Source organism: Williamsia sp. Y712, from assembly GCF_059445525.1.
Map to the genome: position 1 here is coordinate 285,469 of NZ_JCAIUN010000003.1, position 18,601 is coordinate 304,069.

General features: G+C 64.9%; 20 protein-coding genes. 13 read left to right on the plus strand and 7 right to left on the minus strand.

Annotated elements, in window-relative coordinates; genetic code table 11:
- Window positions 1-37 precede the first annotated feature (37 nt).
- Window positions 38-994 (minus strand): alpha/beta hydrolase, encoded by a 957-nt coding sequence (locus AC1D75_RS20620; protein ID WP_495517191.1) that lies wholly within the window; start codon window positions 992-994, stop codon window positions 38-40.
- Between the two features lie 90 nt (window positions 995-1,084).
- Between AC1D75_RS20620 and AC1D75_RS20625 the strand changes: the two genes are divergently transcribed.
- From AC1D75_RS20625 to purB, 3 genes are all read left to right on the plus strand, one after another.
- A complete protein-coding gene (locus AC1D75_RS20625) occupies window positions 1,085-2,233 on the plus strand; it encodes an aminotransferase class I/II-fold pyridoxal phosphate-dependent enzyme (RefSeq protein ID WP_495517192.1) in 1,149 nt (382 codons plus the stop codon).
- Window positions 2,234-2,306: 73 nt separating this feature from the next.
- Window positions 2,307-2,915 carry a TetR/AcrR family transcriptional regulator gene (locus tag AC1D75_RS20630; RefSeq protein ID WP_495517193.1) on the plus strand — a complete coding sequence of 203 codons (609 nt, stop codon included), beginning with the start codon at window positions 2,307-2,309 and terminating at the stop codon, window positions 2,913-2,915.
- Between the two features lie 68 nt (window positions 2,916-2,983).
- Complete coding sequence (purB, locus tag AC1D75_RS20635) at window positions 2,984-4,411, plus strand: adenylosuccinate lyase (RefSeq protein ID WP_495517667.1); 1,428 nt, start codon at window positions 2,984-2,986, stop codon at window positions 4,409-4,411.
- Between the two features lie 72 nt (window positions 4,412-4,483).
- Here the strand turns inward: purB and AC1D75_RS20640 are convergent, their stop codons facing one another.
- A complete protein-coding gene (locus AC1D75_RS20640; protein WP_495517194.1) occupies window positions 4,484-5,080 on the minus strand; it encodes a TetR/AcrR family transcriptional regulator in 597 nt (198 codons plus the stop codon).
- Window positions 5,081-5,169: 89 nt separating this feature from the next.
- Between AC1D75_RS20640 and AC1D75_RS20645 the strand changes: the two genes are divergently transcribed.
- The 4 genes from AC1D75_RS20645 (at window position 5,170) to AC1D75_RS20660 (ending at window position 7,968) form a co-directional block, all read left to right on the plus strand.
- A complete protein-coding gene (locus AC1D75_RS20645) occupies window positions 5,170-6,573 on the plus strand; it encodes an MFS transporter (protein ID WP_495517195.1) in 1,404 nt (467 codons plus the stop codon).
- Between the two features lie 107 nt (window positions 6,574-6,680).
- Window positions 6,681-7,025 (plus strand): ArsR/SmtB family transcription factor, encoded by a 345-nt coding sequence (locus AC1D75_RS20650; protein ID WP_495517196.1) that lies wholly within the window; start codon window positions 6,681-6,683, stop codon window positions 7,023-7,025.
- Window positions 7,022-7,474 carry an SRPBCC family protein gene (locus AC1D75_RS20655; protein WP_495517197.1) on the plus strand — a complete coding sequence of 151 codons (453 nt, stop codon included), beginning with the start codon at window positions 7,022-7,024 and terminating at the stop codon, window positions 7,472-7,474. The genes AC1D75_RS20650 and AC1D75_RS20655 overlap by 4 nt, the downstream gene beginning before the upstream one ends.
- Window positions 7,471-7,968: a pyridoxamine 5'-phosphate oxidase family protein gene (locus tag AC1D75_RS20660; RefSeq protein ID WP_495517198.1), complete on the plus strand. Its 498-nt coding sequence runs from the start codon at window positions 7,471-7,473 to the stop codon at window positions 7,966-7,968. The genes AC1D75_RS20655 and AC1D75_RS20660 overlap by 4 nt, the downstream gene beginning before the upstream one ends.
- Window positions 7,969-7,972: 4 nt before the next feature.
- Here the strand turns inward: AC1D75_RS20660 and AC1D75_RS20665 are convergent, their stop codons facing one another.
- Complete coding sequence (locus tag AC1D75_RS20665; protein WP_495517199.1) at window positions 7,973-8,263, minus strand: Rdx family protein; 291 nt, start codon at window positions 8,261-8,263, stop codon at window positions 7,973-7,975.
- Window positions 8,264-8,390: 127 nt separating this feature from the next.
- On the opposite strand from AC1D75_RS20665, the gene AC1D75_RS20670 reads away from it, so the two are divergent.
- Together AC1D75_RS20670 and AC1D75_RS20675 are read left to right on the plus strand one after the other, a co-directional pair.
- Entirely contained in the window at window positions 8,391-9,284 is an 894-nt protein-coding gene (locus tag AC1D75_RS20670) for a phosphoribosylaminoimidazolesuccinocarboxamide synthase (protein WP_495517200.1), read from the plus strand.
- Complete coding sequence (locus AC1D75_RS20675; RefSeq protein ID WP_495517201.1) at window positions 9,281-11,398, plus strand: S9 family peptidase; 2,118 nt, start codon at window positions 9,281-9,283, stop codon at window positions 11,396-11,398. Before AC1D75_RS20670 ends, AC1D75_RS20675 begins: the two co-directional genes overlap by 4 nt.
- A gap of 82 nt (window positions 11,399-11,480) precedes the next feature.
- Here the strand turns inward: AC1D75_RS20675 and AC1D75_RS20680 are convergent, their stop codons facing one another.
- Window positions 11,481-12,935: a DHA2 family efflux MFS transporter permease subunit gene (locus tag AC1D75_RS20680; RefSeq protein WP_495517202.1), complete on the minus strand. Its 1,455-nt coding sequence runs from the start codon at window positions 12,933-12,935 to the stop codon at window positions 11,481-11,483.
- A 67-nt stretch (window positions 12,936-13,002) separates the two neighbouring features.
- The gene (locus tag AC1D75_RS20685) at window positions 13,003-13,515 is read right to left on the minus strand and encodes a MarR family winged helix-turn-helix transcriptional regulator (RefSeq protein WP_495517203.1); all 513 of its coding nucleotides are present in this window, start codon (window positions 13,513-13,515) and stop codon (window positions 13,003-13,005) included.
- 174 nt (window positions 13,516-13,689) lie between these two features.
- Here AC1D75_RS20685 and AC1D75_RS20690 point away from each other — a divergent pair, with 174 nt between their 5' ends.
- The 4 genes from AC1D75_RS20690 to AC1D75_RS20705 all read left to right on the plus strand — a co-directional run bounded on the left by AC1D75_RS20690 (window position 13,690) and on the right by AC1D75_RS20705 (window position 16,683).
- The gene (locus AC1D75_RS20690; RefSeq protein WP_495517668.1) at window positions 13,690-14,394 is read left to right on the plus strand and encodes a DUF2334 domain-containing protein; all 705 of its coding nucleotides are present in this window, start codon (window positions 13,690-13,692) and stop codon (window positions 14,392-14,394) included.
- A gap of 81 nt (window positions 14,395-14,475) precedes the next feature.
- Window positions 14,476-14,724: a phosphoribosylformylglycinamidine synthase subunit PurS gene (purS, locus tag AC1D75_RS20695; RefSeq protein WP_495517204.1), complete on the plus strand. Its 249-nt coding sequence runs from the start codon at window positions 14,476-14,478 to the stop codon at window positions 14,722-14,724.
- Window positions 14,721-15,404 (plus strand): phosphoribosylformylglycinamidine synthase subunit PurQ, encoded by a 684-nt coding sequence (purQ, locus tag AC1D75_RS20700; RefSeq protein ID WP_495517205.1) that lies wholly within the window; start codon window positions 14,721-14,723, stop codon window positions 15,402-15,404. The genes purS and purQ overlap by 4 nt, the downstream gene beginning before the upstream one ends.
- 7 nt (window positions 15,405-15,411) lie before the next feature.
- Window positions 15,412-16,683 carry a M18 family aminopeptidase gene (locus AC1D75_RS20705; RefSeq protein ID WP_495517206.1) on the plus strand — a complete coding sequence of 424 codons (1,272 nt, stop codon included), beginning with the start codon at window positions 15,412-15,414 and terminating at the stop codon, window positions 16,681-16,683.
- 70 nt (window positions 16,684-16,753) lie between these two features.
- Here AC1D75_RS20705 and AC1D75_RS20710 read toward each other — a convergent pair whose 3' ends face one another.
- A complete protein-coding gene (locus tag AC1D75_RS20710) occupies window positions 16,754-18,040 on the minus strand; it encodes a VOC family protein (protein WP_495517207.1) in 1,287 nt (428 codons plus the stop codon).
- Entirely contained in the window at window positions 18,037-18,531 is a 495-nt protein-coding gene (locus AC1D75_RS20715) for an RNA polymerase sigma factor (protein ID WP_495517669.1), read from the minus strand. Before AC1D75_RS20715 ends, AC1D75_RS20710 begins: the two co-directional genes overlap by 4 nt.
- Window positions 18,532-18,601 lie beyond the last annotated feature (70 nt).

Sequence of the window (18,601 nt, forward strand, 5' to 3'; positions counted from 1 at the left end):
TCGGAGCTCATCAGCAGAGGAATCTGATCTACGTCCGTCAGTCCGCGAGGTTGCGGCCGAGGAATGCGATCTGTCCGGGCAGGACGCCCCGCCAGTAGCGGTTGGTGTGCCCACCCGGCGATGTCCCGAATGCCGGCGGCGGCCGCAGGCCTGCCATCCACTGGCGGGTGTAGGTGAAGAACTGGTCACTGGATCCGCACTCGATCAACAGTGGTATCTGGGTGAACGAATTCTGTTGTCCGAACAGGGAATTGGCTTGGTAGTCGGCAGTGCTGTCGAACGCGCGGGGCGGAAAGTTCGCGGGGTCGCCCCACAATGCGGGTGAGCTGACGGCGATCGCAGCAACGCGGGGAGCGCCGAGCATCGCGCCCAGACGTAGTGCGCCGTATCCACCCATCGACCAGCCGAACAAGCCGATGCGATCGGTGCGCAGACCCAGCCCCGGATCGCCTTCGAGTATCGGGAGGAATTCGTCGAGCACCATCGCACCGCCGTCGGTGCCGTCGGTCCGTGGGTGGTAGTAGCTGCGGGCGGCGTCCACCGCGGCCAGTGCAAACGGGGCGTTGCCCTGGCTTGCCCAGTCCTGCATCAGGGTCTGCATCTCGAGCCCGCCCATGAACGCAGCGCGGTGATCGGTGTTCAGCGCGTGGAGGACCACAACAACCGGGAGTTCGCCGGTCACCCCGGCCGGTCGGGCCACCATCCAGTTCGTCTGGCGGCCGAGCATCTTCGCGGATTCGAAACTGCCGGTGAAGATTTCCGCCGTGCCGACGGGGGCGGTGGCCTCCTGGGGCCGGGTCGAAGGTTGATCCGCGCGCACCGCTTGCGGGGCGACCCGCTTCGGCTCGTCGTCAGCGCATGCCGCCAGCAATCCGAGGGCGCCGAGCGCGAGCCCGGCACCGAGCACGGCACGACGGCCGGTCACGGGGCCGCCGTGGGTGGGAGGGTTGCCGGAGGTTCGGGGTGAGGGCGCCCGGTTGGCGGAGGTAGTCATCGCAGGACAACGGTACCTGTGAGTGGCGGGTGAATGTCAGTCGATGCGGGTGATCGATCAGGGCCGACCAGGAGCAGATAGTTTCGGGGTATGCGTTCGCAATCTCAACGATCTCAGGTCGACATGTTTCACGTGATGGACGTGCAGGCCGCGATTGCTGCGCGGCGGGCCCGTGGCCTCGACGTCATCTCGCTGGCCGCCGGTCAGCCGTCGACGTCGGCCCCGGCCCCGGTCCTCGCCGCCACCAAGAAGGCGCTGGACGAATCGTTGCTCGGCTACACCGAGTCGCTGGGGATCGCGCCGTTGCGCGAAGCAATCGCCGGCCACTACCGCGAGCGCTACGACGTTCCGGTGGAACCCGATGACGTGGTGGTGACCACCGGATCGTCGGGTGCTTTCACGCTGATCTTCCTGGCCGCGTTCGACGCCGGGGACACCGTCGCGATGGCTCGCCCTGGCTACCCCGCCTACCGAAATACGTTGGCGGCCCTGGGTTGTGAGGTCGTCGAACTCGATTGTGGGCCGCAGACGAGATTTCAGCCGACGGTGGCGATGCTCGAAGCGCTGGACCGACCGCCTGCGGGTTTGATCGTCGCGAGTCCGGCCAATCCGACCGGGACGATCCTGGATCCGGCCGAGTTGGCGGACCTCGCGCGCTGGTGCGATGCGCACGGCACACTGCTGATCTCGGACGAGATCTACCACGGCATCAGCTACGGCCGTGAGACATCGTGTGCGTGGAACACGTCGCGGCAATCGGTCGTCATGGGATCGGTGTCGAAGTACTTCAGCATGACCGGATGGCGCCTCGGCTGGATGCTGGTTCCCGAGCCGCTCCGCCGCCCGGTCGAACGGCTGACGGCCAATCTGACGATCTGCGCGCCTGCCATCAGTCAGTACGCGGCGGTTGCCGCATTCGGTCCGGAGTCGAGGGTCGAGCTCGACGGTCACGTCACGCGGTATGCCAGGAATCGGGAGCTTTTGCTCGGGGGGCTGGCCGATCTGGGTATCGACGACATCGCCCCGCCGGACGGCGCGTTCTATGTGTACGCCGACCTCGGCGATCGCACCGACGATTCGCTGGGCTGGTGTGAGGGAGTGCTCGAACAGACCGGAGTGGCGATGGCACCCGGGCTGGATTTCGATACCCGCCACGGAAATCGGACTGTCCGGATGAGTTTCGCAGGCGCCACAGACGACATCGCGTTGGCCTTGGAGCGCCTCGCTCCGGTGTTTTAGCGCAAACGCCTGCCTGCAGCCGGTATTTGGCCGAAATGACCCATGGTCGCGCGGCCTTTGCCACCATGGCGGGGTGAACTCCGCAGGAACTCCAAAAGGCGCGCGTCGCAGGGCGCTGCTGATCGCCGCCGCGGGAGAGTTGCTATTGGAGGGTGGGTTTGACTCGGTCCGGCATCGTGCGGTCGCGGATCGGGCGGGGTTGCCGCTGGCGTCGACAACCTATTATTTTGCCTGCCTTGAAGATCTGGTGGCCGAAGCCGTCGAGCATGTCTGCGACGACGACCAGACCGCAATTGCCAAGCGGAGTCGGGCGCTCCCGCGCCGGCGTCGGGGTGCCGAGGCGACCGCTGAAGCGCTCGCCGAGGTGTTCGTCGGGGACAACACGCCACGGGCCACACTGACCTGCCGCTACGAAACAGTGATCCTGTGTGCACGGATGCCGCGGCTGCACCAGATACTCGCCGATCACCGGAACCGGATCCGGAACGTCCACTTCGACGTCCTGGAGAAGTCCGGGCGCAGCACCGACCTGTCCGGGATCGCGCAACTGATGGCCGTCGAGGACGGTGTGGTGATCGGGGCGTTGGCCGATTCCGTCGCAGATGTTGTGTCCGCGGCGAAGTTTGCACTGTCCGAGGTGATCGACCATGTCGCGCCGGTGACACCGGTCGCGGTGGGCTGACCTGCAGTGGCTGCGGAGGGCGTTTCGCGGCGGGGCATAATGTACCGGTGTCTGATACCGAGCAAAACCTGACGAAGCCCCGCGTATCCAACGTTCTGGCCGCGCGTTATGCGTCCGCCGACCTGGTGAGGCTGTGGTCGGCGGAGTACAAGATCGTGCTGGAGCGCCAGCTCTGGGTTGCGGTCCTGAAGGCGCAGCGCGAACTCGGTATCCACGTTCCGCCCGAGGCCATCGCCGACTACGAACGGGTGCTCGACCAGATCGACCTGGCGTCGATCGCGGATCGTGAACGGGTCACCCGGCACGACGTGAAGGCGCGGATCGAGGAGTTCAACGCGCTGGCCGGGCACGAACAGATCCACAAGGGCATGACCAGCCGCGACCTCACCGAGAACGTCGAACAGCTGCAGATCCTGCGCTCCCTCGAACACGTCCACGCCCATGGTGTGGCCACCGCGGCCCGGCTGGCCGATCGCGCCGCGGAGTACTCGTCGGTGGTGATGGCCGGACGCAGCCACAACGTCGCTGCGCAGGCGACGACGTTGGGCAAGCGTTTTGCTTCTGCCGCCGATGAATTGCTGATCGCCCTGACCCGGCTGCGCGAGTTGATCAACCGCTACCCCCTGCGTGGCATCAAGGGCCCGATGGGCACCAGCCAGGACATGCTCGACCTCCTCGACGGCGACGTGGAGAAGTTGTCGGCGTTGGAGTCGAAAGTTGCTGAGCATCTTGGCTTTTCGAAGTCGCTGACGTCGGTGGGGCAGGTCTACCCGCGCTCGCTGGACCACGATGTGGTCTCGGCGCTGGTGCAGGTGGCGGCCGGACCGTCGTCGCTGGCGCAGACGATTCGGCTGATGGCCGGGCATGAGCTGGTGACGGAGGGCTTCCAGCCAGGACAGGTCGGCAGTTCAGCGATGCCGCACAAGATGAACACCCGTAGCTGTGAACGGGTCAACGGCCTACAGGTCATCCTGCGCGGATACGGGTCGATGGCCGCCGAGCTCGCCGGCGCGCAGTGGAACGAGGGCGACGTGTTCTGCTCCGTGATCCGCCGCGTCGCACTGCCGGATGCGTTCTTTGCCATCGACGGTCTGATGGAAACGTTCCTGACCGTTCTCGCCGAGTTCGGTGCGTACCCCGCGGTGATCTCCAAGGAACTCGACCGCTATCTGCCGTTCCTCGCCACCACCAAGGTGTTGATGGCGGCAGTGCGTGCCGGGGTCGGACGCGAGGTCGCCCATGAGGCGATCAAGGAGAACGCGGTGGCCGTTGCGCTCGCGATGCGGGAAGACGGCCGCGAGCCCGACCTGCTCGACCGGCTTGCCGCCGACGATCGTCTGCCGCTGGATCGGGCAGCACTCGACGCCGCACTCGCCGACAAGTCGGCGTTCATCGGTGCTGCCGAACATCAGGTGGCCGAAGTGGTGGCGCAGGTCGCGGAGCTGGTCGCCCAGTACCCCGACGCCGCCGGATACGCGCCGGCGCCGATTCTCTGACGTCCCCTAAAACTGTCCTATAGCGAGGCGCCGAGGGTGAATAGCCCTCGGCGCCTTCTTATTTGACAGTTTTCAGGGTGTTCGCAGCGCGGGCGAGGCAAGTAGCGCGTCGACGCTCTGGCTGACGACGTAGGCGGCGTCCTCGGCGGCCAGGCGGCCGACGCGGACTTCGGTGGCCGCGCCGTGCAACAGGTAGTGCACGGCGTTCACCAGCCACGACACCGGCAGATCGGTACGGAAAGCGCCGGTGTCCTGCCCGCGCCGGATCAGGCCTTCGAGACGCTGCGCCGGCGCCTCATGGAGCTCGCGGATGCGTTCTTCGCCGAGAGTCCCTTCCGCTGCGGCCAGTAACGCCGACGACTGCCAGACCAATGACCAGCTCGACAATAGGAGCTCGCGCATCACCTCGCGGGGATCGCCGGTCAGATCCACCTCTTTCAGGACCTCCTCACCGGATCCCAGCGCATCGGCCAGGGTGGCCTCGATGAGGTCGGCCCGCGTCCGGAAATGCCCGTACAGGGTCATGCGTCCCACACCAGCTGCGATGGCGATGTCTTCGATGCTGGCCCGCGGGTTGGTTGCGAACTGCTCGCGCGCCGCAGCGAGGATGCGGTCGATGCTGCGGCGGGCATCAGCCCGCCGCCTGGGACGTGCCGCCGAATTGCTCACGGCAAAACCCTAGCTCGTACATGGCTGTACGTGTTAGCGTCGAGCTAACTCGTACACAACCATACGACTTAGATCCTTAGGGGGTCGCCATGTCTGATTCGAGTAGAGAACCGATTGCCTTCGATCCTGAGCCTCACCCGGCCCGGTGGCGCATCCTGGGGTTTCTGGGTGTGGCTCAACTGATGCTGATACTCGATGTCACGGTTGTCGCAATTGCGTTGCCGCACATTGGTTCTGACCTCGATGTCGGTCGCGAGGCGGTCACCTGGACCGTCAGCGCCTACACGCTGACCTTCGGTGGCCTGATGCTCCTGGGCGGTCGGATCGTCGATCTGGTCGGAGCCAAACGCGTTGTTCTCACCGGGCTCGGGGTCTTCGTGGCCGCCTCCCTGGTCACCGGACTCGCCGGCTCCGCCGAGGTTTTGATCGGTGGTCGGATTGCGCAGGGGGTCGGCGCGGCGCTGCTGTCCCCGGCGGCGTTGTCGCTGGTGGTGACCTTGTTCGCGGGGGATGAGCGCAACAAGGCGTTGGGCGTGTGGTCGGCACTCGGGGGTGGCGGCGCCGCGCTCGGGGTGCTCGTGGGCGGCGTGCTCACCGCCGGACCCGGCTGGCCGTGGGTTTTCTTCGTCAACGTGCCGATCGGCCTGGTGATCATGGTGGCGATCGCGCTGATGCTGCCTGCGCTACCCGCGGGTGCCGGCCCTGCTCGCCTCGATGTACTCGGTGCCGCGCTGGTGACCGCTTCGTCGGTGTTCTTGATCTATGCGCTGATCGAGGCCGGCGACGAAGGGTGGCTGACGGTTACTTCGGCAGTGCTGGTTCTTGTTGCGGCACTTGGGTTCGGGCTGTTCGTGTGGCGCCAACGCACTGCCGCATCCCCGTTGATGGATCTGGGTCTCTTGGCCCGGCGGCCGGTGGCAACAGGTGTGTTCTTGATCGTCATGGCAACGGCGCTGATGGTTGCGGTGTTCTTCCTCGGAACCTTCTACTTCCAGCACTCGCTGGGCTATGGCGCCCTGCACACCGGGCTGCTCTTCCTGCCCGTTGCGATCGCAACCATGGTGGGCGCCAACACAACCGGTCAACTCATCGGACGGCTCGGAGCCAGGGCGATGTCGGTGGCGGGGCTGCTCGTCGCCGCGGTCGGCATGATCGTTCCCGCCATCGAGCTGCATCCGGTGGCCGTCACCATCGGCGTGAGCATCGCCGGAGCCGGCACCGGGGCGCTGTTCGTCACCGCCTCGGCGACCGCTCTGGGGCAGATCGCTCCGCAGGAGGCGGGTATCGCGTCCGGCATCGTCAGTACGTTCCACGAGTTCGGTGCATCGATCGGGGCGGCTGCGATGTCGAGCACCGCGGCGGCCAGCATCGTCGGGGTCACGCTTGCCGGGTTCACTCGCAGCTTTGTCGCGGCGGGGGTGGCCGCCGTGGTTGCAGCACTCATCGTGTTGATCATCGCGCCCGGAAAGCCGTCTGTCGTGGCCCACGGGTGATGGCAAAATCAGGGGTTGACGAATCGCCGACTCGGACTAATATTCAACTCATTGGTTGATAACCAATAAGTTGAATAACCCAGGGTGGAAAGCCGAGGCGTGTACCAGTGGCCGATCAACTCAGCGCCGTGTTCTCAGCGCTCGCCGATCCGACGCGGCGGGCAATGCTGGAGCGGCTGGCCGACGGCCCGGCCACGGTGTCCGCGCTTGCCGAGCCGTTCGACATGAGCCTGGCCGCGGTGTCCAAGCATCTGAAGGTTTTGGAACGGGCCGGTCTCATCTCGCGGGGGCGTGACGCCCAGTGGCGTCCGTGTTCGCTCGAAGCTCGCCCGCTCGAACAGGCCAGTGACTGGCTGGGCGAATACCGACGTTTTTGGGACGCGAAGTTCGATCAACTCGAAGAGCACATCAACCGGATCACCGGGAACGGCAACCAGGAGGAAGAACCATGAGCGAGACAGCCAATCGAGAGTTCACAATCGTCCGCGAGTTCGCAGCACCGCCCGAGGTGGTCTTCGATGCCTGGGTCGATCTGGACCAGTCGTCCCAGTGGATGGCGCCTGAGGGCATGACCACACCACGCGAGCGCATGTACGGGGATGTTCGACCCGGCGGTGGTTACGGCGCGGTGATGGTGCTCCCGGATGGACTCGAAGCGCACATCGATGGCGTCTACCAGGAGGTCGACCGGCCGGACCGCTTGGTGTTCACGTGGTCGGATCCGACGATGCCGGAGAGTGTTTCCCTCTGTACCGTCACGTTTGTCGAGTCGGCGCCCGGCGCGACCACCATGACTTTTCACCTGCTGGCACCGGGGCCCATCAGCAGCGATGACGGCGCGAAACTCGGCTGGGACAGCTGCTTCAACAAACTCGCGCGGCACGTGGAGACGGCGCCGTGATCACCGCCGACGCTCTGCCGCAGGGTGACCTCGCGCTACTCGGGACCGATGTTGCGCAGGAGCTGTTGCACACGGATATCCCGGCCCGACTCGCGTACGTCGTCGCCGATGGCACACCCCGGGTGCTGCCGATCAACTTCTGGTGGAACGGCACCGAGCTGGTGATGGCCACCTTCGCAGGCGCCGCCAAGGTTCCGGCTCTCCGACGCCGTCCGGCGGTCGCCCTGACGATCGACACCGACCAGGCCCCGCCGCATGTACTGCAGATCCGCGGGAAGGCGGTCATCACCGACGTCGACGGGATCGTCGAGGAGTATGAGCTGATGATGCGTCGCGGTATGCCCGCTGACGTTGCCGACGGCTACTTCGCCGACCTGCGGGCAAGTGGGGCGAAGATGCACCGGATCGCCGTGATCCCGGCCTGGGTCGGGGTGCTCGACTTCGAGACCCGCTTTCCGGGTGCTGCGCCCGCGGCGCTGACAGACCGCGACTGAAGGGTCAGTCGGCCACCGAGTCCGCGTGGCCGAGGTTCCAATCGGGCACCGCGATATTCCGGACGAGTTTCTTGAGGGTGACGATGTCGGGGAAGCCGTTGTCACGCTTGCGCTCCCAGATCAGCGTGCCGTCGACCTCGATGTGGAAGACACCGCCCGTGCCTGGAACCAGCGTGACCGAACCGAGTCCGGTGCCGAAGGTGTTGAGCAGTTCGGTGGCCATCCACGAGGCCCGCAGGACCCAGTTGCACTGTGTGCAGTAGGTGATGGTGACGGCAGCTTTCGATTCACTCACCGGGTCATTGTCGCAGCAGGGGCCGGGAACGGGGTGGATGCGCCAATGGGCGATCGCGCCCTGATGACGGCATCGCCCGGGCACCTGGCAACGGCGGGCGATGCTCGGGCCACTAACCTCTACAGGTATGCGCCCTGCTCTGGACTCCTACGAACATCTCGCGGCCGGCAAGGTGCGGGATCTCTATTCGATCGATGAGGGCACCATGCTGATGGTCGCCTCGGACCGGATCTCGGCCTTCGACCACATCTTGTCGACGCCGATCCCTGACAAAGGTCGCATCCTGACCGCGATGAGCGTCTACTACTTCGGTGCACTGGGCGTTCCGCATCACCTCGCGGGTGGACCTGAGGATCCCCGGATCCCGGCGGAGCTGCTCGGCCGGGCGCTGGTGGTCAAGAAGCTCGACATGTTGCCCGTCGAATGCGTCGCCCGTGGATATCTGACCGGGTCGGGATTGCTCGACTACAACGCCACCGGATCGGTTTGCGGGATCGAACTCCCCGCCGGACTGGGGGAGTCGAGCAAGCTGCCCGAACCCATTTTCACACCTGCATCCAAGGCGGACATCGGCGAGCACGATGAGAACGTCAGCTTCGACGCAGTCGTGGCCACCGTCGGTGAAGAGTTGGCGGTCCGTCTGCGGGACCTGACCCTCGACATCTACTCGCGCGGCTCGGAATTGGCGGCGCAGCGCGGAATCATACTGGCCGACACCAAGTTCGAGTTCGGTCTGGACGCCGACGGCGCCGTGGTACTCGGCGACGAGGTGCTCACCCCGGACAGCTCGCGCTATTGGGATGCGAAGACCTACACCCCGGGCCAGGTGCAGCCGAGTTTCGACAAGCAGATCGTCCGCAACTGGCTCCTGAGCCCCGATTCCGGTTGGGACCGAGCGGGCGATGCGCCACCACCGGCACTGCCCGACGACATCGCGCAACGCACTCGCGCCCGCTACATCGAAGCGTACGAACGTATTTCAGGCCTGTCATTCGATGACTGGCCGAAGGGAGAGCAGTGACCGACACCTCGCAGGATTCCGAAGCCATCGTGCCGCCCGTCGCGAAACAGATTCCATTCGAGCGCACCCATCACGGTGAGACCGTGATCGACAGGTACGAGTGGTTGCGTGACAAAGAGGATCCCGAGGTCATCGCGTTTCTCGAGCAACAGAACGAGTACACCGCTGCCCAAACGGCTGAACTCGCCGATCTGCGGACCGACATCTACTCCGAGATCAAAAGTCGCACACAGGAAACCGACATGTCGGTGCCGACGCGGCGGGGCCAGTACTGGTATTACGCCCGCACCGAAGAGGGCAAGCAGTATTCACTGAGTGCCCGGTGCCCGATCAGTGGTCCGGACGACTGGACGCCGCCGAAAGTCGAGCCCGGACAGCCCGTTCCCGGTGAAGAGATCCTGCTCGACTCGAACGTCGAGGCCGAGGGCACCGACTTCTTCAGTCTGGGCGCGTTGTCGGTCAGTGAGGACGGCACGCTGCTGGCCTACAGCGTCGACAGCACCGGCGACGAGCGGTACACGATGCGGTTCAAGGACCTTCGTACCGGTGACCTGCTCGCCGATGAGATCACCGACACGGCGCCCGGTGCACTGTGGTCGCTCGACGGCCGTCACGTTTTTTATCAGACTGTCGACGAGGCCTGGCGCCCCGATACGGTCTGGCGGCACGATCTGGGTGCAGGCACCCCCGACGTCAAGGTGTTCCACGAACCGGACGAGCAGTACTGGGTGGGTATCGGCGGCACCCGCAGCGACAAGTACCTGATGATCACGGTCGGGTCGAAGATCACGTCGGAGGTCTGGGTCCTCGACGCCGGAGATCCCACCGGTGAGTTCACGGTGGTATGGCCGCGCGAAGAGGGCGTCGAGTACGGCGTCGAACATGCCGTCATCGAGGACCAGGATCGATTCCTGATCCTGCACAACGCAAACGCCGAGAACTTCGAACTGCTCGAAGCCCCGATCAGTGACCCCACGGCAACACGCACCCTGGTGCCACACGACGCCGAGGTACGCCTCGAGGATGTCGACGCCTTTGCCGGACAACTGGTCCTGAGCTACCGCCGCGAAGCGCTGCCGCGACTTTCGATCGCTCCGCTGACCACCGGCGAACCCGTGTTCACCGAGGTCACTTTTGACGAGGAGCTGTACTCGGCCGGGCTCGGGGCCAACCCTGAGTGGGCGGCCCCGCGCCTTCGCATCGGCTACACGAGTTTCATCAACCCCACCGAGATCTTCGATCTCGACGTCGCAACCGGTGAGCGGACGCTGCTCAAGCGGCAGCAAGTGCTTGGCGACTTCGATCCGGCCGACTACGAGCAACGCCGGGACTGGGCCACCGCACCGGATGGCACCAAGATCCCGTTGTCGGTGATCCGCAGGCGAGGCGCTGATTCCGGGCCCGCCCCGACGCTGCTGTACGGCTACGGCTCGTACGAATCGAGTAACGACCCGGGCTTTTCGATCTCGCGTCTGTCACTGCTCGATCGCGGCGTCGTATTCGTGGTCGCCCATATTCGTGGCGGTGGTGAGATGGGACGCCACTGGTACGACAACGGCAAGACCCTGACGAAGAAGAACACCTTCACCGATTTCGTCGCCGCGGCACAGCATCTCATCGACACCGGTGTGACCGACGCCGATCATCTCGTTGGCGAGGGTGGCAGTGCCGGCGGGCTGCTGGTCGGTGCGGTCGCCAATATGGCACCGGAACTGTTCAACGGAATCCTGGCCGTGGTGCCGTTTGTGGATCCGCTGACGTCCATCCTCGATCCGTCGCTCCCGTTGACGGTCATCGAATGGGATGAATGGGGAAATCCACTCGCCGACAAAGAGGTCTACGACTACATGCGGTCGTATTCGCCGTATGAGAACGTCGAAGCGTTGCCGTACCCCGAGATCCTGGTGGTCACCTCGCTCAACGACACCCGGGTTCTGTTCACCGAGGCTGCCAAATGGGTTGCCCGACTTCAGGCCAACACAACCGGCGATGCACCGATCCTGCTGAAGACGGAGATGAAGGCCGGTCACGGAGGGGTCAGCGGACGCTACAAGCAGTGGGAAGAGGTTGCTTTCGAGTACGCCTGGGTCCTGCGGCAGACCGGCGCCGTCTGACCTGCGCCACCACCTGACAAAGCAGCAGCGCCGCCCGGGAGAATCTCTCGGGCGGCGCTGCTGTTGTCGAACCGGATAATCGCTAGTGCATCATCACCGGCACCGGCTGCCCTTCGGCATCGGTGGGCTTGGCGATCGCCTTGCGGGGCAAGAAGAACGCCGGGATGAAGCAGAGTGCGATCAGGACAGTGACCACGATGAAGGTGCTGGCGAAGCCATCTGCCGCCTCGCTCAGAGTCTCTGCGTCCTTGAGGTTGTTGACCAGGAGCACCGAAGTGATCGCGGTGCCGATTGAACCGGCAGCCTGCTGAACCACATTCATCAGCGTTGAACCGTCGGGAACCTGCTTGTCCGACAGTGTTGCCAGTGCGGCCGACATGATCGGCATCATCGTCATACCCATACCGAGACCCTGAACGAACAGAGCGATACTCAGCAGCCAGAACGAGGTGTCCGCGCCAAGGAAGATGAAGAAGCCCATACCCAGTGTGATCAGGACGATGCCACCCATGACCAGCTTGCCCGGTCCCTGACGGTCGGTCAGTTTGCCGGACATCGGCATGGTCAGCATCGCGCCCAGACCCTGTGGTGCCAGCAACAACCCGGTCATCAGAGTCGACTCGCCGCGCACGCCGATGTAGTACTGCGGGAACAGCAGAGCGGCGCCGAGGAACGCGATCATGAAGAACGTCATGGTGACCACGGCCATCGACAGCTTGCTGTTCTTGAACAGACGCAGATCGAGCAGCGGGTTCTTGTGCCGCAGCGCGTGGAAGACGAACGCGATCATCAGGAGCAGGCCGACGGTGGCGGAGAGCCAGACCGGGGTATCGGTGAAGTTGCCGTGTTCAGCGCTCAGTGAGATGCCGTAGAGGAACAGGGCCAGGCCTGGCGAGAGCAGGAGCAGTCCGAGGAAATCGAATGTCGGCCGGGCCTTTTCGTCTTGCGCGGGCAGTACTGCCATCGCGTAGAAGAACGCAATGATGCCGATCGGCACGTTGATGAGGAAGATCCAGTGCCAGCTGGCGTATTCAATCAGTGCGCCACCGATGATCGGGCCCATGATCGGACCGAGCAGCATCGGAATACCGAGCATGGCCATCACGGATCCGACGCGAGCAGGCCCTGCGGCCTTGGTCAGGATCATCATTCCGACGGGCATGAGCATGCCGCCGCCGAGGCCCTGGAGCACGCGGAACACGGTCAGGGACGTGATGTCCCAGGCCAGCGCACACAGTGCCGAACCCAAGACGAAGAGCACCAGCGACGTCAGGTAGACGTTCTTGGTGCCGAATCGTGCTGCAGCCCAACTGGACAGCGGGATCACGGCGGCCAGCGCCAGGGTGTAACCGGTGATGGTCCAGGCGGCTCCGGCCTGGTCGGTACTGAACTCATCCTGGAATGTGTTCTGTGCCACCGACACAACGGTGGTGTCGAGGATCGCCATGATGGCGCCGAGTACAACGACCACGGCAATTTTCAGAATCGCCGGATCGAGTTTCTGACTCGGCGGTGCGGCCTTGTCGGTAGAGGTCATAGAGTTGCTTTCTGGAAAAGGTTGGACATGCTGTCGTCTGGTCCGTCGGCGATGCCGACGCGGTTGCTTACATGGACGCCCGGTCATCGGCGCACGGTGAGGGAGCGAGGTAGTCGCCGGACAATACCGGCACGAGTGCGTTGTTCAGATTGGTCCGCAGGTCGCCGGGCAGTGAGGTGACCAGACTGCGGATCGCGTCCTGCCCACGGTCGATTGCGACGGCAACTGCTTTTTCGCCGGCTTGGGCCAGGGATACCCGTTTGATGCGGCGGTCGAACTGGTCCTCACGACGGACGACCAACTCGAGGCCGACCAACTTGTCGACAGCTCGTCCGGTGGCAGCAAGTGAAAGGCGCAGCTCGTCGGAGAGTTCGTTGACCGAGAGCGGCCGGCAGTGTCGGCTGAGGATCAGCAGTGCCTTGAAGTGACTGAATCCGAGTTCGGTGTCGATGATGTCGTCCATCGTGTCGACGTCCATCGCCGCCATCAGGCGGGACATGAAGTCGTGGACGGTCTGGAAGGCCTCGTCGACTTCCACACGCTCCGAAGAGGGTTGCTCGACCACACCTGTTGTTGACACTGGCCAACGGTAACGCCGACGCAACTATTGGTGCCAACGCAAGCAATGTGTGTTCCGTTACAGCAAATTACAGATGTGAGTTCTGTCACCGAAGATGCTGTCCGCGTGAAGACTTTGCCTACCATCCACTTCGGTGCAACCGTCTGACCATGTGTGACGGCGATACTGATGGCTGTGACAGGACAACTCATCGTGTCCATCTCGGGCATCAGGACGGAAACGTTGGTGACGGCCGCGGCCTTCACCGAGCGGCTTGCCGCGCGAGATGTACCGGTGTCGCTGCTGGTCGCCCCGCGTCTGGCGGGCGGGTTCCGGCTGGTCGACGACGCCGCGACCTGCGAATGGCTCCGTGAGCGACGGGCAGGCGACGACGCGATCGTGCTCCACGGATATGACCAGGCCCCGGTTCGCAGGCGTCGCGCCGAGTTCGCAGTGCTGGGAGCGCATGAGGCTGACCTGCGACTACTTGCCGCGGACCGAGTTCTCGAACGAATGGGATTGCGTACGCGGATATTTGCCGCACCCCGATGGAACTCCTCGCCGGGTGCCCGCCAGGCGCTGCCCGGCCGCGGTTTTCGGACCGATTTGGGCCAGGCCTCGATCGACGATCTGGTCACCGGGCGTCGTCTCCGGGCCCGGGTCCTCGGCATCGGCGACGGATTCGGGACCGATGCCTGGTGGTGCAGGCTGCTGATCGCGAACACCGTGCGCGTGGCTCGCCGCGGCGGAATCGTCCGGCTCTCGGTCGCAGCCAAGCACCTCGACAACCCGATCGCGGCCAATGCGCTGATCAATTGCGTGGATCTAGCGTTGCTGCAAGGAGCTTGGCCGACGACCTACCGGATGCTGGAGCCGCCCCTTGCCCGGAGCGTTGCCTGATCGGAGGTCCTCCCGCCGGGAAGCCCGCACTCAGCCGGTAGAGTTACGTCCAGCAAACCGCAGCTGAAGAGGAGTTCCGAAGTGGCTCGAGTCGTAGTGGACGTCATGCCCAAAGCCGAGATCCTGGACCCGCAGGGGCAGGCCATCAGTGGCGCCCTGGGTCGACTCGGATTCGCCGGTGTCGCCGATGTCCGACAGGGCAAGCGATTTGAACTCGAGGTCGATGATTCTATCGACGACGAGGCCTTGGACCGGATCGCCTCCGAGCTCCTGGCCAACACCGTCATCGAGGACTACTCGGTGACCCGGGTGCAGGGCGCATCGTCGTGACCGGAGCGCGGATCGGGGTCATCACGTTCCCCGGAACACTCGACGACGTCGACGCCGCCCGGGCGGTCCGCATCGCCGGTGGCGAAGCGGTTGACCTGTGGCACGGTGACGGCGACCTCAAGGGTGTCGACGCGGTGATCGTGCCCGGCGGATTCTCCTACGGCGACTACCTGCGGGCCGGTGCCATCGCCCGATTCGCCCCCGTGATGGGTTCGCTCGTCGAGGCAGCGGGCAAGGGTATGCCGGTCCTGGGTATCTGCAATGGTTTTCAGGTGCTGTGTGAGGCCGGGCTGCTGCCGGGTGCGCTCACGCGCAACCAGGGCCTGCACTTCATGTGCCGCGACCAGTGGCTGCGCGTGGAGTCCAACACCTCGGCCTGGAGCTCGCGCTTCGAGCAGGGTGCCGAGATCTTGGTCCCCCTGAAGTCAGGCGAGGGACGTTACGTCGCCTCTGAAGCTGTGCTCGACGAGCTCGAGGGTGAGGGCCGGGTGGTCTTCCGCTACGCCGGTGACAACCCCAATGGTTCGATGCGGTCCATCGCCGGTATCTCCAGTGCCGACGGCAAGGTCGTCGGACTGATGCCACATCCCGAGCACGCGACAGAAGCGTTGACCGGTCCCAGCGACGACGGTCTGGGCCTGTTCTACTCGGCCCTCGACGCCGTCCTCGCCAACGCCTGAGGCGCACATGGTGACAACGTCCGCCGAAGCAGTCGGCCTCTGCAGTTTCATCGATGACTCCCCGTCGCCGTTCCATGTCTGTGAATCGGTGGCAAAAGTTCTGGAAGCGAACGACTTTCGGCAACTGAAAGAAGAGCATCAGTGGCCATCGCAGCCGGGTCGGCACTATGTGATCCGAGGCGGATCGCTTGTCGCGTGGGACAGCACTGCTCGCGGCCGTAGTTTCCGGATCGTCGGTGGACACACCGACAGTCCCAACCTGCGGGTCAAGCAGAACCCCGACCTCCGGTCGGCCGGACTGCGGATGGTCGGGCTGGAGAAGTACGGCGGCGCCTGGCTCAACAGCTGGCTCGATCGTGACCTCGGGATCTCCGGACGGCTGGCCATCCGTGAGCCCGACGGTCTGCGCGAACATCTGATCCGTATCGACGAACCGATACTGCGGGTTCCTCAGCTCGCGATCCACCTCTCGGAGGATCGCGGCGGGGTGTCGCTCGATCCGCAGCGCCATGTCAATGCCGTCTGGGGTGTCGGCACCGACGGTCCAGGATTCATGGAATGGATTGCCGCCCGCGCCGGCGTCGCACCGGATCAGGTCCTCGGCTGGGAACTGATGACCCACGACCTGGCCCCCAGTCGAGTCGTCGGGGTCGACGGTGATCTCGTCAGCGCGCCGCGTCTGGACAATCAGGGCACCTGTTACGCCGGTACCCGTGCGCTCATCGACGCCATCGAATCCGAATCCTCGGCGGCCATCCCCGTGCTGGCACTCTTCGACCACGAAGAGGTCGGCAGCGGTTCGGACCGGGGTGCGTCGTCGGATCTGCTCGGTACCGTACTCGAACGAATTGTGCTGGCAGGCGGCGGTTCTCGGGAAGATTACCTGCGGTCGATGGCGATGAGTGCTTGTGCGTCCGGCGATATGGCCCACGCGACGCATCCGAACTATCCCGAGCGTCACGAGCCGTCACATCAGATCGCCATCAACGGCGGTCCGGTATTGAAGGTGAACCAGAACCTGCGGTACGCCAGCGATGCGGCAGGCGAAGCCCTGTTCGCGGTTGCGGCCGACAAGGCCGGGGTCCCGCTCCAGCGTTACGTGCACCGGGCCGATCTGCCGTGTGGCTCGACGATCGGTCCGCTGACCGCAACCCGCACCGGACTCAACACGGTTGATGTCGGGGCGCCGCAGTTGGCGATGCACAGTGCCCGTGAGGTCATGGGCAGCGCCGACGTCGGTATGTACTCCGCCGCCCTCGCCGCATTCCTCGCTCCCTGACCCCCCGATTTTGGTGGGTTTTGGCGAGCATTTGCCCAGGTGGGCGTCACCAAAACCCACCAAGATGGGGTCAGTACTGGCCGAGGTAGAAGCGTGCACCCTGATCGTCGAGGCATTCGGCGGAGATGGCGTACGACTGCTGTGACGGTCCACTGAGAACGGTGCCGCCGCCGTCGCGTACTCGCCCGACCGCGACCTCGATGTCGTCGACGACCCACATCGGGACCGCCACCGAACGATCCTGGCCGCCTGCGATACCGGTCATCGGATGCATGCCGTCCACCTCCCAGCCGTCGTCGACGCGCCCGGCGTTGAACGTCCATCCCAATACTCGGCCGTAGAAGTCGCGAAGCCGTTCACTGTCCGGTGTGTACAGGGTCATGTACGTGAGCTCGCCGTGACCGGTGGCGTTGAGTGGCGGCCGCGGATCCTGCGCCGTCGGCCGGTACACCGAAAATGCCACACCCTGGCTGTCAACGGCGTCGAGTAGCTCGCCGAAGCCGAACTGCTGCACCTGATTTGGTGTACCGCCGGCCTCCACGATGGCGGAACGGGCGGCATCGATGTCGTCGACGGCGTACACGCACAGCATGGTCGGATCGCCGGGGGCCGAGTAGATCCCGAGGCGATGGGACAGGTTGGTGACCTGGCTGGTGGCAGCGTTGAACTCCCACCCCAGGACCGATCCGTAGAAGGCGGCGGCGCGGTCGACGTCCGTGGTCCACAGTGAGCAGTAGCCGATGTCGCCGCGGTGGATCTGTTCGATCTTCACCCCGGACATCGGTCCGGTGATCATCCATCGATGTCCGAACGGATCGACGATCACACCGGTTCGAGCGCCGTGGTCTTCATAGGGCTCACGCTGGACCGTCGCACCGCCGTCGCGGGCGCGGGTGAAAACCGCGTCGGTGTCGGAGACCGGCAGCATCAGTGATATCGAGACTGCCTGTGGCGCGGGAGCTTTGAGTCCCAGGTCGGGGAACTCGCCGGCGAGGTAGATCACGCCGCCGCCGATCAGGAGTTCGGCATGCCCGATGGTGCCGTCGTCCATCACGATCGGTTCGCCGCGCAGTCGGGCGCCGAGATTGGCGACGTACCAGTCGATGGCCGCGGCCGGGTCGGCGACGGTGAGATAGGGCAGTGCCCCTGGACGTTCCACGGTGGTGAGGATCTGCGACGAGAGGTTCTCGGCCGACGGCGCAGAGCCGATGTCGGTGCTCATGGTGACTCCTTCGGGTAGTTCGAGTCCACGCTCCAGGCGGGTACGCAGTCGACGTGCGAAGTCGGCGTCGGGGGACACCGGCACATCGGCTGTGGCCAGCACGGTGAACGGGTCAAATGAGTTCGGAGCGTTCATGACTGGCCTCCCTTCGCGATGGGCATCGTGTTGTCGGGGTAGGCCGCGCGGAAAGCCCGCTTGGCCCGGGTGAGCAGTGCTTCGGTGGCCATGACCGTGCGCCCGAGCAATTCGGCGCACTGCGGCACGGTGCAGTCATCGACATACCGCAGCGTCAGTACGGCGCGGTGGGTGCTCGACAGCCGGGCCAGGGTGAACTCGGCGAGCATCCGGTCGAGGTGGACATCCCATTCGTCGCCGGCCGGATGGTCCGGGACCTCTTCCACCGGGGTCGGGGTGCGTTGCATCCTGCGCCAGTGGTCGGCCAGTTTGTGTCGGGCGATACCGATGAGCCACGGGATCGACGGTTCGACGGGATCGTCGCTTCGCGCCCGGTCCATGGCGGCCAGGAACGTGTCGGAGGTGACGTCCTCGGCGACGTTCTTGTCACCGGCCCGCCGGATCAGGTACCCGTACACCGCAGGCAAGGCCTCGTCGTACAGAGCGAGCAGCGCTGTACCGGCCGGCGCGGGGCCGGACGGGTCGTGGGGGTTGCCACCCGCTGAGCTGCTCACATTCTCA

Excerpts from the sequence above, each read along its gene's own strand:
- AC1D75_RS20620 (WP_495517191.1), bottom strand. The coding sequence starts at position 994 with ATGACTACCTCCGCCAACCGGGCGCCCTCACCCCGAACCTCCGGCAAC.
- AC1D75_RS20625 (WP_495517192.1), top strand. The coding sequence starts at position 1,085 with ATGCGTTCGCAATCTCAACGATCTCAGGTCGACATGTTTCACGTGATG.
- AC1D75_RS20645 (WP_495517195.1), top strand. The coding sequence starts at position 5,170 with ATGTCTGATTCGAGTAGAGAACCGATTGCCTTCGATCCTGAGCCTCAC.
- AC1D75_RS20655 (WP_495517197.1), top strand. The coding sequence starts at position 7,022 with ATGAGCGAGACAGCCAATCGAGAGTTCACAATCGTCCGCGAGTTCGCA.
- AC1D75_RS20670 (WP_495517200.1), top strand. The coding sequence starts at position 8,391 with ATGCGCCCTGCTCTGGACTCCTACGAACATCTCGCGGCCGGCAAGGTG.
- AC1D75_RS20680 (WP_495517202.1), bottom strand. The coding sequence starts at position 12,935 with ATGACCTCTACCGACAAGGCCGCACCGCCGAGTCAGAAACTCGATCCG.
- AC1D75_RS20705 (WP_495517206.1), top strand. The coding sequence starts at position 15,412 with ATGGTGACAACGTCCGCCGAAGCAGTCGGCCTCTGCAGTTTCATCGAT.
- AC1D75_RS20710 (WP_495517207.1), bottom strand. The coding sequence starts at position 18,040 with ATGAACGCTCCGAACTCATTTGACCCGTTCACCGTGCTGGCCACAGCC.